The sequence below is a fragment of the Pseudomonas sp. Marseille-Q5115 genome (genome assembly GCF_916618905.1).
Lineage (GTDB): Bacteria > Pseudomonadota > Gammaproteobacteria > Pseudomonadales > Pseudomonadaceae > Aquipseudomonas > Aquipseudomonas japonica_A.
In genome coordinates, this window is the sequence record NZ_CAKAKI010000001.1 from 4,741,592 (window position 1) to 4,757,223 (window position 15,632).

Genomic DNA, 15,632 nt, shown 5'->3' on the forward strand with positions numbered 1-15,632 from the left:
AGGTCGAAGCGGGCGCCCGATCGTTAAAGGCCCGATCAAGCGGGCCGCGTCGAGTTGCCATTCGGCATTGCTTCTTACCTGCCGAACTTACCCGACTTCACGCGGCCGGGCTATAGAGCGGCGAAGGTGCCTTGTGCCTTGGCCACCATTTTGCCGGCCTGTGACACTTCCGCCTCTACCACCAGTGTCCGACGGCCGGCATGGATCACCCGGCCCACACAGGTTACTTCGCCCTCGGCAACGGGGCGCAGGTAATTGATTTTGCACTCCAGGGTAACGCTCTGACGGTCGAACCCGTGTGAGGTAGAGCACGCCAGCCCCATCGCGATATCCACAAGGCTGAACAGCGCGCCCCCGTGAAGCACGCCGCCGCGGTTACGCAGCGGCGGCGTCAGTGCCAGGGAAACCTCGGCCCGCCCTTCCTCCAGGCTCACCACCTTGCAGCCGAGCAGCTGGCTGAAGGCGCTTTGCGTAACCTCGGCGGGAATGTCCATCAACGCTTCTTCAGCTGCTTGGCATTGGCGAACAGGTTTGCCATGGCACCATTGGCCGGGGCTGCGGCTGCGGTTTCACGCGGCCGTGGCGCGTTGGAAGAACGATTACCCGCAGGGCGGCTGCCGCCTCGGTTGCCCTCGATCTTCTCGCCAGGGGTATCACTCATGCGCATGGACAGCGCGATACGTTTGCGCGGGATGTCGACCTCCATCACCTTGACCTTCACCACGTCGCCGGCTTTCACCGCTTCGCGCGGGTCTTTCACGAACTTTTCGGACAGCGCCGAAATGTGAACAAGGCCATCCTGGTGAACTCCGATGTCCACGAAGGCGCCGAAATTGGTCACGTTGGTCACCACGCCTTCCAGCACCATACCCAATTGCAGGTCTTTCAAGTCCTCGACACCGTCCTGGAAGGCGGCGGTCTTGAATTCGGGGCGGGGATCGCGGCCGGGTTTGTCCAGTTCCTTGATGATGTCCGTGACGGTGGGCAAGCCGAAGGTTTCGTCGGTGTAGCGTGCGGGGTCGAGCCGGCGCAGGAAGGCACTGTCGCCGATCAGCGAGCGGATGTCGCGATCGGTCTGCGCGGCGATACGCTGCACCAGCGGGTAGGCTTCGGGGTGGACCGCCGAGGCGTCCAGCGGGTTGTCGCCGTTCATCACGCGCAGGAAGCCCGCCGCTTGTTCGAAGGTTTTCTCACCCAGGCGGCTGACTTTTTTCAGTTCCGCGCGGGTACGGAATGCGCCATTGGCGTCGCGATGGGCAACGATATTCTGAGCCAGGGTGGTGTTGAGCCCCGAAATCCGCGCCAGCAGCGCAACCGAAGCCGTGTTCACATCCACGCCCACGGCGTTCACGCAGTCTTCCACAACCGCATCCAGCCCCCGTGCCAGCTTGAGTTGGGAAACGTCGTGCTGGTACTGGCCCACGCCAATGGATTTGGGGTCGATCTTCACCAGCTCGGCGAGTGGGTCCTGCAGGCGGCGGGCAATGGATACCGCACCACGAATCGAGACGTCGAGCTCGGGGAATTCCCGCGCCGCCAGTTCCGATGCCGAATACACCGACGCACCGGCTTCGGACACCATGACCTTGGTCAGCTGCAGTGCTGGGTACTTCTTGATCAGCTCACCGGCGAGCTTGTCGGTTTCGCGGCTGGCTGTGCCGTTGCCGATCGCGATCAGGTCCACGTTGTGTTTGGTGCACAGCGCGCCCAGCACCGCGAGGGTCTGGTCCCACTGATTTTTCGGAACGTGTGGGTAAACCGTGGCGGTGTCGAGCAACTTGCCAGTGGCGTCGACCACGGCCACCTTGCAGCCCGTTCGCAGCCCCGGGTCCAGGCCCAGGGTGGCGCGGGGGCCGGCGGGCGCGGCCAGTAACAGGTCGTGCAGGTTGTGAGCGAAAACGTTGATGGCCTCCGCTTCGGCAGCTTCTCGCAGCTCGCCCAGCAGATCGTTCTCCAGCGACGTGTACAGCTTAACCTTCCAGGTCCAGCGCACGACTTCACCCAGCCATTTGTCGGCGGGCCGGTTCTGGTTCTTCAGGCTGAAGTGCTCGGCCACCATTACCTCGCACGGGTGAAGGGTGCCTGCAGCTTCTTCGCCGACTTTGAGCGACACGCTCAGAATGCCTTCGTTGCGGCCTCGGAAAATCGCCAGGGCGCGGTGGGAAGGTGCGCCTTTGAGCGGTTCGTCATGCTCGAAATAATCCCGGAACTTGGCGCCTTCCTCTTCCTTGCCAGGAACGACTCGCGCGGCAAGGGTAGCGTGTTCGCCCAGGAACCCGCGGAGCCTGCCCAGCAGGGCGGCATCTTCGGCGAAGCGCTCCATCAGGATGTACTTGGCGCCTTCGAGCACGGCGCGTACGTCGGCATAGCCTTTCTCGGCATCCACGAAACGCACGGCTTCGGCGTCGGGCACCAGCATGGGATCGGCCAGCAGGCCATCGGCAAGTTCGCCAAGCCCCGCCTCGAGCGCGATCTGCCCTTTGGTGCGGCGCTTTTGCTTGTACGGCAGGTAGAGGTCTTCGAGGCGGGTCTTGGTATCGGCCAGGCGGATTTCCCGCGCGAGCTCGGGGGTAAGCTTGCCTTGTTCTTCGATGCTGGCCAGGATGCTCACGCGTCGATCGTCCAACTCACGCAGGTAGCGCAGGCGCTCTTCGAGGTGGCGCAGCTGAGTGTCGTCCAGACTGCCGGTCACTTCCTTGCGGTAGCGGGCGATGAAGGGCACGGTCGAGCCTTCGTCGAGCAGCGCCACCGCGGCTTCCACCTGTTGCGGGCGCACGCCCAGTTCTTCGGCGATGCGGCTGTTGATGCTTTCCATAAAACCACCTGAATTCTGTAATGCGTGCACCTGCGATTGGGGCAGCGGCAAACCGGGCCGGCACTCGCCGGCGGAAAAAGCGTCGCATTATAACCAGCCGAACGTGGCAAAGGGCCGCGGCCGGGGAATTTGCCCTTCACAATCCCTTGGCGAAAAATCTGCTAACAATGCGCGAAGCATGTCCCCCGGCGGCTGCGCCATAATGCGCGCCGACAGCAAAGGAGTTATTCATGAGCAGCACCGCCCAAACCAGTGAAGGCGAAAAAATCCTCATCGTGGATGACGACCCCGGATTGAGCAGCCTGCTGGAGCGCTTCTTCGTCAGCAAGGGCTACCGGGCTCGCGCCGTACCCAATGTCGAACAAATGGATCGCCTGCTAAGCCGTGAGGTGTTCAACCTGATCGTGCTCGACCTCATGCTGCCGGGCGAAGATGGCCTGTCGGCCTGCAGGCGCCTGCGCGCGGCGGACAACCAGATCCCCATCATCATGCTGACCGCCAAGGGTGACGAGCTCAGCCGTATCAAGGGGCTTGAGCTAGGCGCCGACGACTATCTGGCCAAGCCCTTCAACCCGGATGAGCTCGCCGCTCGGGTGAGGGCGGTATTGCGCCGCCAGTCCACGCCGGTTCCGGGTGCGCCGGGTGCCAGCGACGAAACCGTCACGTTCGGCGATTATGAGCTGTCTCTTGCCACGCGGGAGCTCAAGCGCGGCGAGGAGGTCCACATGCTCACCACGGGAGAGTTCGCCGTGCTCAAGGCCCTGGTCACGCATGCCCGGGAGCCGCTTACCCGCGACAAGCTGATGAGTTTGGCGCGCGGCCGCGAGTGGGATGCCCTGGAGCGGTCCATCGACGTACAAATCTCCAGGTTGCGCCGCATGATCGAGCCCGACCCGTCCAAACCCCGTTATATCCAGACCGTCTGGGGTGTCGGCTACGTGTTCGTGCCCGACGGCAACAGCGGCCGTTGATTCTTTCCCGCAGGCAGGTGGCGCCTTTGAAGCGTTGCCTGCCTGCTTTCTGCTGTTGCCGGGGCGCTCGGCGTGTGGCTCCGAGGTAAGCTGGCATTCATGAAAACCCCCGTCTGGTTCCCCCAAAGCTTCTTCGCTCGCACATTGTGGCTGGTCCTGGCCGTTGTGCTCTTTTCCAAGGCGTTAACGCTCGTTTACCTGCTGATGAACGAAGACGTACTGGTCGATCGGCAGTACAGCCATGGTGTCGCGCTTACGCTGCGTGCCTATTGGTCCGCGGACGAAACCAATCAGGGCCGAATCGCGGAAGCGGCGGGCCTGCTTCGTGTTTCTGGAGAGGCCGTTCCGGAAGGCGAACAGCACTGGCCCTACAGCGAGATCTACCAGCGGCAGATGCAGGCCGAGCTGGGCGAAGACACGGAAGTGCGGTTGCGTGTGCATGTGCCCCCTGCCTTATGGGTGAGAGCACCCAGCATCGGGCCTGACTGGCTAAAAGTGCCGCTTTACCCACACCCACTTCGCGGGCAGAAGATCTGGAGCGTACTCGGATGGTTCCTGGCGATCGGGTTATTGTCGACGGCGTCGGCCTGGATTTTCGTTCGGCAGCTCAACCAGCCACTGAAAAACCTGGTGTTCGCGGCAAGGCAGCTGGGGCAGGGGCGCAGTGTTCGCTTGCCTATCAGTGACACGCCCAGCGAAATGACGGAGGTATACAGCGCCTTCAACCAGATGGCCGAAGACGTGGAGCAGGCCGGCCGCGAACGGGAATTGATGCTGGCCGGGGTGTCCCACGACCTTCGAACACCGCTCACGCGCCTGCGCCTGTCCCTTGAGCTGATGAGCAGCGATAACGAGTTCGCGGATGAAATGGTCCGGGACATCGAGGATATGGACGCGATCCTTGATCAATTCCTCGCATTCATTCGTGATGGCCGGGACGAAACCGTGGAGGAGGCCGACCTTTGCGCGCTGGTCGAAGAAGTTGTTGCACCGTTCAACCAGCCCGAGCACAGGGTGAGGTTGTGCCTGGAGCCTATTCCCCCATTCCCGCTAAGGCGGGTTTCCATCAAGCGGCTACTGAACAACCTGATTGGTAATGCCCTGTACCATGCGGGCAAAGGTGTGGAAGTTGCAGCGTTCGTGTCCGGGGACTCCAGTGCGCCTTATGTTGTGCTTAGCGTGCTGGACCGTGGTGAAGGCATAAACCCCGAAGAGTTCGAAGGCATCTTCAACCCGTTCACCCGGGGTGACCGTGCCCGCAGCAAGGGGACCGGGCTTGGCCTTGCCATCGTCAAGCGCATCGCGTCGATGCATGGGGGTAACGTGGAGCTGCGCAACCGCGCAGGGGGTGGGCTGGAAGCACGGGTGCGCTTGCCGCTCAACCTGATGCTGCCCCGGGACGCCGTGTAACAACAGCGCCCAGGGCCAAAGCCTGCTAGCCCTTGCCCCGGGTGCGGGTGAGGTTGGGGCCGCTGTTCTTTTCCAGATGCTCGATGATCATGCTCGCCACGTTCTTGCCTGTGGTGGACTCGATCCCTTCAAGGCCCGGCGACGAGTTGACTTCCATCACAAGCGGGCCGTGATTGGACCGTAGAATATCCACGCCCGCCACGCTCAGGCCCATTACCCGGGCGGCGCGAATGGCGGTCATGCGCTCTTCAGGTGTGATTTTGATCAGGCTAGCGCTGCCGCCACGGTGAAGGTTGGAGCGAAACTCCCCCGGCTTGGCCTGGCGCTTCATCGAGGCGATCACCTTGTCGCCTACCACGAAACAGCGAATATCCGCGCCGCCGGCTTCCTGAATGTACTCCTGAACCATGATGTTCTGTTTCAGGCCCATGAAAGCCTCGATTACCGATTCCGCAGCTTTGGTGGTTTCGCAAAGCACTACGCCAATCCCTTGAGTGCCCTCCAATACCTTGATGACCAGAGGCGCGCCATTGACCATGCGGATGAGGTCGGGGATGTCATCCGGAGAGTGGGCGAAGCCGGTGACCGGCAGCCCTACACCCTTGCGGGACAGCAACTGCAGCGAGCGCAACTTGTCCCGGGAACGCGCAATGGCGACCGACTCGTTGAGGGGGAACACTCCCATCATTTCGAACTGGCGCAATACCGCGCAACCATAGAAGGTCACCGAAGCGCCGATGCGCGGAATCACTGCATCGAAACCTTCCAGCGGCTTACCCCGGTAGTGGATCTGAGGCTTGTGGCTGGCGATGTTCATGTACGCTCGAAGCGTATCCACCACTACCATTTCATGGCCTCGCTCGGTACCGGCTTCAACCAGGCGGCGGGTGGAGTACAGGCGCGGGTTGCGCGATAGCACAGCGATCTTCATTGAACACCTGGGGCAATTGAAAGGGAGGCCGGAGATACCGGTTTGTCCTGCACATACTTTTCGCCAGGGTTTACGACCAGCTGGCCGTCTATGAGCGCCTTGGACCCCAGCAGCAAGCGGTACCGCATGGCCTTGCGGCACGCCAATGTAAATTCCACCTGCCAGACCCGGTCGCCCAGTGCCAGCAATGTGCGGATCACGTAGCGGGTTTGCGCCAGGCCGTTGGAGCTTTTGATCGTTTTCCTTGCCACCAGTGGCGCCTCGCAGCGCCGGTGCCGCAATTGCACAACAGAGCCCAGGTGAGCGTTGAACCGCACCCAGCGCTCGCCGTTACGCTCGAACGGCTCGATCTCAGTGGCATGCAGGCTGGAGGTGCTTGCGCCGGTATCGATCTTGGCGCGAAGGCCCGCCACGCCCAGTTCCGGTAGGGCAATCCATTCCCGCAGGCCAATGACAGTGAGGTGGTCGAAAGTCTTCAACAAGAATCGCCTGAAGTAAAACGCCCCATACAAGGCGGGCCCGAAGCCAAGGCCTGCGCGGTCACTTGCATTTGCATAGACCACGGCACGGCCCTGATTGCGTCACGTTGCAGCATTTGCCGCACTGTAAACAAAGCAACGCTGCGTTGCATCCCGCCGCGAGGGTAGTAGAGTGATTGAATGTTTCGAATTGAGGTCAGGCAGTGGCGCAGCAAGCTGAGCATGATGAAAAAGTCCGCCTGGACAAATGGCTGTGGGCGGCGCGTTTCTATAAAACACGGGCCTTGGCCAAGGCAGCTATCGAGAGCGGAAAGGTCCATTTCCGTGGCGAGCGCTGCAAGCCCGGCAAGGAACCGAAAATCGGCGACGAGTACCAATTGCGAACCGGGTTCGACGAGCGGACGGTAGTGGTATTGGCGCTCTCCGATGTGCGCCGCGGTGCGCCCGAGGCGCAGCGGTTGTATGCCGAAACCGAAGAAAGCATCGCCCGCCGTGAGAAGGCGGCCGCGCTACGCAAGGCGGGCGCCCTCGGTGTAAGCACCGATGGCAAGCCCACCAAGAAACAGCGGCGGCAGCTGTTTCAGTTCCGCTCCGAAGGTTAGGTGCGGATAACGCTGAGCCTGTTTACTACCGGCATGCGTTCGAGAAGGGTAAAGAGCGGCGCGGTGACCTTTGCCAGCCAGGCGCTGGTGTGCGCCAGGAACGGCGTATGGCAAGACCAGCCCAGTGCCAGCACCGCCATGATCATGCCACCGATGTAATCGTCCTGCCCCCAATGAGCGCCAGCAACCAGCCGGGGCATCATGAACAGCAGCGCAAGCGCCCAGACCACTACACGCTGGGCAGCGGTACGGCTGGAGAACGTCATATAAAAGGCCCAGATCAGCAACACTGATGCATGGTCACCGGGGAAGCTTGAGCTTGACTGGTCCTTCAGCTCCCATTTGCGCTCCAGATGAGGGTACCAGTCGCTCAGGTGAACCGCGCCCGGGAGCACCATGGTCGGGCTGTCATGTTGCCAGCCCATGCCATCGCAGAGTTTCGAAAACACGGCGCGCACTACCAGCAACAGCAGCAGCGTAGCGATGAACCCCCAGAAGGCCTGACGAACCTGGGTTGCCTTGAAAACCCAGTCGCCGCGAATCAACAGCGCCAGTAGAATAAGCCCGACCAGCGCGTCGAACGGGCGCAGGCTGCCCAGGGTCCATACATAACGCCAGCCTGTGCTGGTCGCCAGTGGCTGATTCAGCAGGTTAAACAGCGCTTCGTCGAACGAGATAAAGGCTGCATGGCCCGCTGGCCACAGCCACACGCCCAGCAACGCAACCGCGATCAGATTGCACAGGGCCAGCCCGCGCGGATTCCAGCTTGCCCGGAACAGTGCCGGTTTGTTCATATAGACCTCTAAATCAGGCGACATCCACTCGCACCCAGGCGGTGCTTCGAGTCGGGCTTTATACAAGCGCCGATACATATTTTGTCATCTTTCTGTGATAGCCGAACCTATGCACGATTTGCCAAGCACCGATTTCACCCAACGTTTCATCTTCGACGACGCCGACGTGCGAGGCGAAATGGTGTCCGTCGAGAGCAGCTATAACGAAGTGCTCGCCAGGCACACCTACCCTGAGCCCGTGGCGAAGCTTTTGGGCGAGTTCATCGCAGCCGCCGCGCTGCTCGCAGGTACCCTGAAATTCGACGGGTTGCTGATACTGCAGGCAAGGTCCGAGGGGCCGGTTCCGCTGCTGATGGTGGAGTGTTCCAATGCCTTGGAAATTCGGGGCCTGGCTCGCTATGACGAGGCGCTGATCGGTACGGCGAACGACTTGCAGGAGCTGATGCCCAATGGCACTCTGGCGATGACCATCGACCCCACTGAAGGGCAGCGCTATCAAGGCATTGTGGACCTGGATGGCGAGAGCCTGGCGGCGTGTTTCTCGAACTACTTTGCAATGTCCGAGCAGCTAGGTACCCGCTTCTGGCTGGAGGCTGATGGTCAGCGTGCCCGCGGGATGCTGTTGCAGCAGTTGCCCACAGACAAACGCAAAGACCCGGACGACAGGCAGGCCAATTGGCAGCACCTGTTGGCACTGGCAGATACCTTGAAAGCGGAGGAGTTGCTTGGCCTGAGCAACGAAACCGTACTGCATCGGCTTTATCACGAAGAAGAGGTGCGTTTGTTCGATCGCCAGGCGATCGTGTTCCAGTGCAGTTGCTCGCGTGAGCGTTCCGGCCGGGCGATCATCACCCTGGGTGAAGAGGATGCGAAGGCATTGCTTGAGGAAGGCGACGGCGTGGTAGAGCTCGATTGCCAGTTCTGTAATGAGCGTTATTTGTTCGATGCGGCAGACTTGGCGCAACTATTTAGCGGCGGCGGGGTCGATGCACCGTCAGATAGTCGTCACTGAACAGATTCAGCAACGTAAATAAGGCTGCAGGCGCCGGAATAGCGCCGTTTTAACCGTAGGGAGCTACTCTTTTCCCTTGGTTGTAGGCATAATCCGGCCACTTTTTAGCTGTAGTAGGGTGCGGTTTTCTACTACAAACGTTTGGAGCACTCGGCTAATCGCCGACGGGGATTCTCATGACGCAAGCCAAAAACGCCGTGTATACCGATATCAGCATCGCTCAACTGGTCGAAGAGGCCATCCGTCGCGGTGAAGGTGAGCTTGCCGCCAATGGCTCGCTGGTCGTGAAAACCGGGCACCGTACCGGGCGTTCTCCGGTCGACCGCTTTATCGTGGAAGAGCCCTCCACCCAGGATTCCATCGCCTGGGGCCCTATCAATCGCAAATTTCCTGCCGACCGCTTCGATGCCCTCTGGGAGCGGGTAAGCGGCTATGTGGCCGAGCGCGATCACTTCGTTTCGCACGTTCACGTAGGGTCTGACGACAGCCACTACCTGGCTGTGAAAATGACCACCGAGACTGCCTGGCACAACCTGTTCGGTCGTTGCCTGTTCATTAACCCGGAGCAGTACAACCCGGCTTCGCGCCAGGAATGGCAAGTGCTGAACGCGCCATGGTTCACCTGCGAACCCGAGCGCGACGGCACCAACTCCGATGGCTGCGTGATCATCAACTTCGCCGCCAAGAAAGTGTTGATCGCTGGCATGCGTTACGCCGGTGAAATGAAGAAAGCGATGTTCTCGGTGCAGAACTTCCTGCTGCCGGATGCCGATGTACTGCCGATGCACTGCGCGGCCAACATGGGCGAAGAGGGCGACGTTACCCTGTTCTTCGGTTTGTCCGGCACCGGCAAAACCACCCTGTCTGCTGACGAAAGCCGCTACTTGATCGGCGACGACGAGCACGGCTGGGGCGAAGGCGTGGTGTTCAACATCGAGGGCGGTTGCTATGCCAAGTGCATCGACCTGACCCAGAAGAACGAGCCTGTTATCTGGAAAGCCATCCAGTTCGGCGCCGTGCTGGAAAACGTGGTGCTGAACCCGGAAACCCGCCTGCCCGACTACACCGATGACAGCCTGACGCAGAACAGCCGTGCGGCCTACCCGCGTGAGCTGATCGACAAGATCGCCCCGAAAAACCTGGGCGGCGAGCCTAACGCGGTTATCTTCCTGACCTGCGACCTGACCGGTGTATTGCCGCCAGTGTCGATCCTCAGCGAAGAGCAGGCGGCGTACCACTTCCTGTCCGGCTACACCGCCCTGGTGGGTTCGACGGAAATGGGCTCTGGCGCTGGCATCAAGTCGACCTTCTCCACCTGCTTCGGCGCGCCGTTCTTCCCGCGGCCGGCTGGCGTGTACGCCGAGTTGCTGATCAAGCGCATCCGCGCCTTCGGCTCCAAGGTGTACCTGGTGAACACCGGCTGGACCGGCGGTGGCTATGGCGTGGGCAAGCGCTTCAATATTCCGACCACCCGTGGCGTGATCGCGGCTATCCAGAGCGGCGCTCTGGTAGGCGCGGAAACCGAGCATCTGGACATCATCAACCTGGACGTGCCAAAAGCCGTTCCTGGTGTTGATACCGCCTTGCTGAAGCCACGCAACACCTGGTCAGACGGCGCTGCCTACGACGAGGCTGCCAAAGGCCTGGCCGGGCTGTTCATCGAGAACTTCAAGAAATTCGAAGTTTCCGATGCCATCCGCGCCGCTGGCCCGCAGCTGTAAAACCCTTCGCAAGCTACACCCGTTTCCTCGTAGGAAGCGGGCGTAGCTCGCGAACAGATCGCTACAAGTTTGCGCCAGCCTCTTACGGCGCAAACTCTCCCGCCACTGCGCAGTACTGCGCTTTCGCTTCGCGTGTTTCCTTGTCTCGGGTTTTCTCTGCCCGCCGCGTCCAATCCTTGCATTGATCCTTGAAGTACTGCTGCGCGGCGCGGCGGCATTCACGGTGCTCAATGCTGTCGGCCGGGAAGTTGAAGCACACCGAGCCCTGGTTGATCAGGTTGTCCTCGATTCGCCATTTGGCGACATACCGGTTGGGCCCATCCCATTCGCGAATGGTCACGGTAGCGATCTGGTATGGCCGCTGGGTGGAGGCTTCGGTACGGCCGCTGCCGGCCTTGAACTGGGCCAGGTACTGTGCGCTCACCAAACCTTGAGGCGCTTGAACCGCAACCGGCTCGGGCGCCGCGCTTGAATGCACTGGCGCAGGCTTGGCGGGTGCATTGATGATGACCACCTGGTTCACTACGCGGGTCGCCACGGCGGTATTCACGACCGCAACTGGCCGGGGCTCTTGCACACCAGTTTGCACTGGCGGCAGGCTGGCCGTGCCGCCAGGCGGCGCAGTCAGGGGGCTATCGCTGCCGTGCCAGGCCCAGGCTGCGGTAGCCACGATGGCCAAGGCAGCAAGCCAGATACCACTGGAACCCTGGCGGGCGGGCGGCGCTTGGCGAGGGAGGCGGGCGCTCCCCAGCACTACATCGATCTGGGCAGGGTCCAGGCGTTGAAAATGGGTAACGCCGTTGTCGTCGGGTGCAGCCATGGCGGGGTTCCTGATGTACCGACACCGCTGCGTGAGGGGCCGTTCGCAGGATGATGTCGCAATGCTGTTACATTGCGCGGCAGAGTAAACGCGCGTTCAGGAAATGAACAGAGGGAGGGTCAGCATTTGGTCGGAATGGATCCGACCAAACAGGGGCGGCAGAGGCCGCCCCGTGAGGAATCAGCGGTGACGCCAGTGCTTGCGGTGGCCGTAATGGTGGCCACGGTCGTGGTCCCAACGGCGATCGGCATGGCCGCGGTACTTTTTGCCGCCACGGTCACGATCATCATCGCTGCCCATGTAGTTACCGAGCGCGCCGCCCGCGCCACCGCCCGCTGCGGCGCCGATCAGGCTGCCGGTAGTGCCGCCTACGCTGCGGCCGATCACGTTACCGCCGGCCGCACCCAAGGCACCGCCAATGGCCGCTTCGCCACGGCTGTGCTTGTCCGCACCCACCGCGCTACCAGCAGCGCCACCCAGGCCGGCACCGATCGCCGAGCCGGTGCTTCCGCCCAACTGTTGGCCGACTACAGAACCCAGCACGCCACCCAGAGCACCACCCACGCCAGCTTCGGTCGTACCGCCGGCAAAAGCGGCACCAGTGACCAGGCTGAGGGACAACGCAATAACCGAGGCAAGCTTCATGAAAGGAATCTCAGGCTTATGACGCCGCGATCCTGATTGGGCGCACGAGCCGTTACAACCAAAAAGCGATGAATGACACGACTTGGTCACAAATAGCTAACTTATTGTTATGGTTGGGAAACTTGCAGTAGCGAAGCGGGTCACATGATCTTCGACCCGCTCGCCTTGGATGTATTTCAGATAATCCGTGCGCTTTCCTGCGCCCGTTCGAACCGGATGGCCACGAACTTGGAAGTAGGTGTGCTGCTGCCGTCGCCTGTGCTTTCCAGTGGTACCAGCGGGTTGGTCTCCGGGTAGTACGCCGCAGCTTGCCCCGCAGGAATATCGAACGGGAGCAAGGTAAAGCCGCTTACCCGACGCTCACGGCCGTCTTCCCATACCGAGATCATGTCCACCTTCTGGCCCGGCTGGTAACCCAGGCGGATGATGTCCGCTTCGTTCGCGAACACGACCTCACGCTGCCCGCGCACGCCGCGGTAACGGTCATCCAGGCTGTAGATGGTGGTGTTGTACTGGTCATGAGAGCGCAGGGTCTGCAGGATCAGGTCGGGCACCCGGCCGGTGGCGTGGACCCGCTCATGCAGCAGGTCGGCCGGCAGGGCGTTGGCCTTGAAGTTGGCGCGGCCACTTGCGGTATTCCAGCGGCGCTGCCCTGCGGTATTGCCCAGGTAGAAGCCACCGGGATGATTCAGCTTGGCGTTGAAGTCTGTAAAGCCTGGGATGGTATCGGCGATCAGGTTCCGAATCCGCTGGTAGTCCCCGATCAGCCACTGCCAGTCTACCGGGCGCGGGCCAAGCGTAGCGTGGGCGATCCCGGCGATGATGGCCGGCTCCGAGCGTTGCAGCGAAGACAGCGGCTGCAGCTGGCCGAACGAGGCGTGAACCATCGAGAACGAGTCCTCCACGGTTACCGCTTGCGGGCCCTCGGCCTGGCGGTCGATGTCGGTGCGGCCCAGGCATGGCAGGATCAACGCCTCCTTGCCATGAATCAGGTGGCTGCGGTTGAGCTTGGTACTGATGTGCACCGTGAGGTCACAGTTTTGCAAGGCTTGCTTGGTGCGCGGGCTGTCCGGCGTGGCTTGGGCAAAGTTGCCGCCCAGCCCGATGAACACCTTGGCGCGACCTTCGAGCATGGCGTGAATGGCTTCCACCACGTTGTGCCCTTGCTGGCGCGGAACCTTGAAGCCGAAACGCTTTTCCATGGCATCGAGGAGGAACACCGGTGGGCGCTCGTTGATACCCATGGTGCGGTCGCCTTGCACGTTGCTGTGGCCGCGGACCGGGCACAGGCCAGCGCCTGGCCGGCCGATATTGCCGCGCAGGAGCATCAGGTTGGACAGCTCCTGAATCGTAGGTACCGAATGGCGATGCTGGGTGATGCCCATGGCCCAGCACATGATCACTTTGGTGCCCTTGGCGTACATGCGCGCCGCACGCTCGATTTCCACCAGCGGTAGGCCCGACTGTTCCACGATCTGGTCCCAGGTGGTGGCGTCTACGGCGGCGAGGTATTCCTGCACGGCCGCGGTGTGTTCGCTGAGGAAGTCATGATCGAACACCGGCGGGTTGCCAGCAGCCTTCGCGTCCTGTTCCCATTGCAGCAGGAACTTGGCCATGCCACGGGCGATCGCCATATCGCCGCCCAGGGCCGGGCGGAAATACGCGGTATTGGTGGGGCGGTCACCGTTGGTGAGCATTTCCAGCGGGTGTTGCGGGTGCTGGAAGCGCTCCAGGCCGCGCTCCTTGAGCGGGTTGATGCACACTACCTGGGCGCCACGCTCGACTGCTTCGCGCAGAGGTTCGAGCATGCGTGGGTGGTTGGTACCGGGGTTCTGGCCCCACACGAAAATCGCGTCCGCGTGATGGAAGTCTTCGAACGTGACCGTGCCCTTGCCTACGCCGATGCTCTGCGAAAGCGCGACACCGCTGGCTTCATGGCACATGTTCGAGCAGTCAGGGAAGTTGTTGGTCCCGAACGCGCGTACGAACAGCTGGTAAAGGTAGGCGGCCTCGTTGCTGGCACGGCCGGACGTATAGAACTCGGCCTGATCGGGGCTTTCCAGCCCATTGAGGTGGCGGGCAATGAGCGCAAAGGCCTCGTCCCAGGCAATGGGCTTGTAACGGTCGCTCTGGGCGTCATACACCATCGGCTCGGTAAGCCGGCCCTGGTATTCGAGCCAGTAGTCGCTTTGCTCCAGCAGCGCGCTCACGCTGTGCCGGGCGAAGAAAGAGGCATCCACCCGGCGCTTGGTGGCCTCCCAGTTCACGGCCTTGGCGCCGTTCTCGCAAAACTTCACCATGCCGTCATCAGGTGACTCACCCCAGGCGCAACCGGGGCAGTCGAAGCCGCCGTTCTGGTTGGTCTTGAGCATGGTGCGAATGTTTTTCAGCGCATAGCCGCTGCCCAGCCAGAACCGGGTCACACTCTGCAAGGCGCCCCAGCCAGCGGCCGGGCCGCTGTAGGGCTTGTAGCGAGGGGCGGAGGCGGGGGCTTTCTCGGCTTTGGTAGAGGTGCTCACGGTTCGATCTCCATCGCGGGGCTGTATACCCGCGGCGCGCTGTGATGCGGCAAATGAATGAGGTTCAAATGATGTTTACGGGCCCATTGGCAAGCCAGGCCCGTTGGCGAAGACAGGCTGACGAGGGTATGAATCCCGGCGCGCAGCATCTTCTGGATCAGTTCAAGGCTGCAGCGGCTGGTGACCACCACCAGCCCGCCAGCGGTATCGATGCCTTGGCGAAGCAATGCGCCGATCAGCTTGTCCAGCGCGTTGTGCCGGCCGATGTCTTCCCGGGCAAGCATGAGTTCGCCCTCGGCGTTCATGAAGGCGGCGGCATGCACAGCGCCGGAGTGCTGGCCGAGCGGCTGCAACGCGCTGAGGCGCTGGCGCAGGCCTTCAAGCCAGGCGGCGGGGGGCAAGGGCATGGGCTCAAGTATGGGTAACGCCGGTAGTGCCTGGTCTACTGCCTCCACGCCACACAGGCCGCAGCCACTGGTGCCGGCCATTTGTCGGCGATGGTCTTTCAAGGCCCAGAACGCACGGCTGGAAATGTCCACCTGCGCCTCTCGCGAGGCGCCCAGGCCACGTACCTGGATGTCGTAAACGTCTTCGATGGCTGGCACTATCCCACTGGCGATACTGAAGCCCACCACAAAGTCTTCGAGGTCGCGTGGGCTTACCAGCATTACCGCCTGGCTGATGCCGTTGTACGCAATAGCCAGCGCCACTTCGTCCGCCAACGTAGCCTGCCCCGCCTCGCCATCGGTCAGGGTGGCGTAGCGGTAATCCTGGCTGGCGGACGACAACGGGTCGGGAGTCGCCAATGGGGCAGAACGCAAGGCGGGCATTCGACAGTACCGGCAGTTTCGTTGATTGAGCCTATGCCGGGTGTGACTGACCGTCTAATCGCTTGTTCCGATGCGCTGATAGA

At 61.8% G+C, this 15,632-nt stretch carries 14 protein-coding genes; 5 read left to right on the plus strand and 9 right to left on the minus strand.

Annotated elements, in window-relative coordinates; translation table 11 throughout:
- Window positions 1-110: 110 nt before the first annotated feature.
- Together LG385_RS21675 and LG385_RS21680 are read right to left on the minus strand one after the other, a co-directional pair.
- A complete protein-coding gene (locus tag LG385_RS21675) occupies window positions 111-494 on the minus strand; it encodes a PaaI family thioesterase (RefSeq protein ID WP_225775853.1) in 384 nt (127 codons plus the stop codon).
- Entirely contained in the window at window positions 494-2,815 is a 2,322-nt protein-coding gene (locus LG385_RS21680; RefSeq protein WP_225775854.1) for a Tex family protein, read from the minus strand. The genes LG385_RS21675 and LG385_RS21680 overlap by 1 nt, the downstream gene beginning before the upstream one ends.
- 230 nt (window positions 2,816-3,045) lie before the next feature.
- Here LG385_RS21680 and ompR point away from each other — a divergent pair, with 230 nt between their 5' ends.
- Both ompR and LG385_RS21690 read left to right on the plus strand, forming a co-directional pair.
- The gene (gene ompR, locus LG385_RS21685; RefSeq protein WP_181111003.1) at window positions 3,046-3,786 is read left to right on the plus strand and encodes a two-component system response regulator OmpR; all 741 of its coding nucleotides are present in this window, start codon (window positions 3,046-3,048) and stop codon (window positions 3,784-3,786) included.
- A gap of 99 nt (window positions 3,787-3,885) precedes the next feature.
- The gene (locus tag LG385_RS21690) at window positions 3,886-5,196 is read left to right on the plus strand and encodes an ATP-binding protein (protein ID WP_181111002.1); all 1,311 of its coding nucleotides are present in this window, start codon (window positions 3,886-3,888) and stop codon (window positions 5,194-5,196) included.
- A 25-nt stretch (window positions 5,197-5,221) separates the two neighbouring features.
- Here the strand turns inward: LG385_RS21690 and rimK are convergent, their stop codons facing one another.
- Both rimK and LG385_RS21700 read right to left on the minus strand, forming a co-directional pair.
- Complete coding sequence (rimK, locus tag LG385_RS21695) at window positions 5,222-6,127, minus strand: 30S ribosomal protein S6--L-glutamate ligase (protein WP_181111001.1); 906 nt, start codon at window positions 6,125-6,127, stop codon at window positions 5,222-5,224.
- Window positions 6,124-6,573, minus strand: coding sequence for an ATP-dependent zinc protease (locus tag LG385_RS21700; protein ID WP_181111286.1), 450 nt, complete (start codon window positions 6,571-6,573; stop codon window positions 6,124-6,126). Before LG385_RS21700 ends, rimK begins: the two co-directional genes overlap by 4 nt.
- Window positions 6,574-6,809: 236 nt before the next feature.
- On the opposite strand from LG385_RS21700, the gene LG385_RS21705 reads away from it, so the two are divergent.
- On the plus strand, window positions 6,810-7,208 hold the full coding sequence (locus LG385_RS21705; protein ID WP_225775855.1) for an RNA-binding S4 domain-containing protein: 399 nt from the start codon (window positions 6,810-6,812) through the stop codon (window positions 7,206-7,208).
- Here LG385_RS21705 and LG385_RS21710 read toward each other — a convergent pair.
- Entirely contained in the window at window positions 7,205-8,002 is a 798-nt protein-coding gene (locus tag LG385_RS21710) for a phosphatase PAP2 family protein (RefSeq protein WP_225775856.1), read from the minus strand. The two genes, LG385_RS21705 and LG385_RS21710, sit on opposite strands and share 4 nt — an antisense overlap.
- 109 nt (window positions 8,003-8,111) lie before the next feature.
- On the opposite strand from LG385_RS21710, the gene hslO reads away from it, so the two are divergent.
- Both hslO and LG385_RS21720 read left to right on the plus strand, forming a co-directional pair.
- Window positions 8,112-9,014 carry an Hsp33 family molecular chaperone HslO gene (hslO, locus tag LG385_RS21715; protein WP_225775857.1) on the plus strand — a complete coding sequence of 301 codons (903 nt, stop codon included), beginning with the start codon at window positions 8,112-8,114 and terminating at the stop codon, window positions 9,012-9,014.
- A gap of 176 nt (window positions 9,015-9,190) precedes the next feature.
- Window positions 9,191-10,735, plus strand: coding sequence for a phosphoenolpyruvate carboxykinase (locus tag LG385_RS21720; RefSeq protein ID WP_181110997.1), 1,545 nt, complete (start codon window positions 9,191-9,193; stop codon window positions 10,733-10,735).
- A gap of 82 nt (window positions 10,736-10,817) precedes the next feature.
- On the opposite strand, the gene LG385_RS21725 is transcribed toward LG385_RS21720, so the two are convergent.
- The 4 genes from LG385_RS21725 to fdhD form a co-directional block, all read right to left on the minus strand.
- Window positions 10,818-11,555, minus strand: a complete 738-nt coding sequence (locus LG385_RS21725; RefSeq protein ID WP_225775858.1) for a hypothetical protein — start codon at window positions 11,553-11,555, stop codon at window positions 10,818-10,820.
- Window positions 11,556-11,735: 180 nt separating this feature from the next.
- Complete coding sequence (locus LG385_RS21730) at window positions 11,736-12,200, minus strand: glycine zipper domain-containing protein (protein ID WP_181110995.1); 465 nt, start codon at window positions 12,198-12,200, stop codon at window positions 11,736-11,738.
- 176 nt (window positions 12,201-12,376) lie between these two features.
- On the minus strand, window positions 12,377-14,719 hold the full coding sequence (locus LG385_RS21735) for an FdhF/YdeP family oxidoreductase (RefSeq protein ID WP_225775859.1): 2,343 nt from the start codon (window positions 14,717-14,719) through the stop codon (window positions 12,377-12,379).
- Window positions 14,716-15,549 carry a formate dehydrogenase accessory sulfurtransferase FdhD gene (gene fdhD / locus LG385_RS21740; protein WP_225775860.1) on the minus strand — a complete coding sequence of 278 codons (834 nt, stop codon included), beginning with the start codon at window positions 15,547-15,549 and terminating at the stop codon, window positions 14,716-14,718. Before fdhD ends, LG385_RS21735 begins: the two co-directional genes overlap by 4 nt.
- Between the last annotated feature and the right edge of the window lie 83 nt (window positions 15,550-15,632).

Bases quoted from the DNA above. Each gene is read 5' to 3' on its own strand.
- LG385_RS21675 (WP_225775853.1), bottom strand. From the start codon at position 494: ATGGACATTCCCGCCGAGGTTACGCAAAGCGCCTTCAGCCAGCTGCTC.
- LG385_RS21680 (WP_225775854.1), bottom strand. From the start codon at position 2,815: ATGGAAAGCATCAACAGCCGCATCGCCGAAGAACTGGGCGTGCGCCCG.
- ompR (WP_181111003.1), top strand. From the start codon at position 3,046: ATGAGCAGCACCGCCCAAACCAGTGAAGGCGAAAAAATCCTCATCGTG.
- LG385_RS21690 (WP_181111002.1), top strand. From the start codon at position 3,886: ATGAAAACCCCCGTCTGGTTCCCCCAAAGCTTCTTCGCTCGCACATTG.
- rimK (WP_181111001.1), bottom strand. From the start codon at position 6,127: ATGAAGATCGCTGTGCTATCGCGCAACCCGCGCCTGTACTCCACCCGC.
- LG385_RS21710 (WP_225775856.1), bottom strand. From the start codon at position 8,002: ATGAACAAACCGGCACTGTTCCGGGCAAGCTGGAATCCGCGCGGGCTG.
- hslO (WP_225775857.1), top strand. From the start codon at position 8,112: ATGCACGATTTGCCAAGCACCGATTTCACCCAACGTTTCATCTTCGAC.
- LG385_RS21720 (WP_181110997.1), top strand. From the start codon at position 9,191: ATGACGCAAGCCAAAAACGCCGTGTATACCGATATCAGCATCGCTCAA.
- LG385_RS21725 (WP_225775858.1), bottom strand. From the start codon at position 11,555: ATGGCTGCACCCGACGACAACGGCGTTACCCATTTTCAACGCCTGGAC.
- LG385_RS21730 (WP_181110995.1), bottom strand. From the start codon at position 12,200: ATGAAGCTTGCCTCGGTTATTGCGTTGTCCCTCAGCCTGGTCACTGGT.
- fdhD (WP_225775860.1), bottom strand. From the start codon at position 15,549: ATGCCCGCCTTGCGTTCTGCCCCATTGGCGACTCCCGACCCGTTGTCG.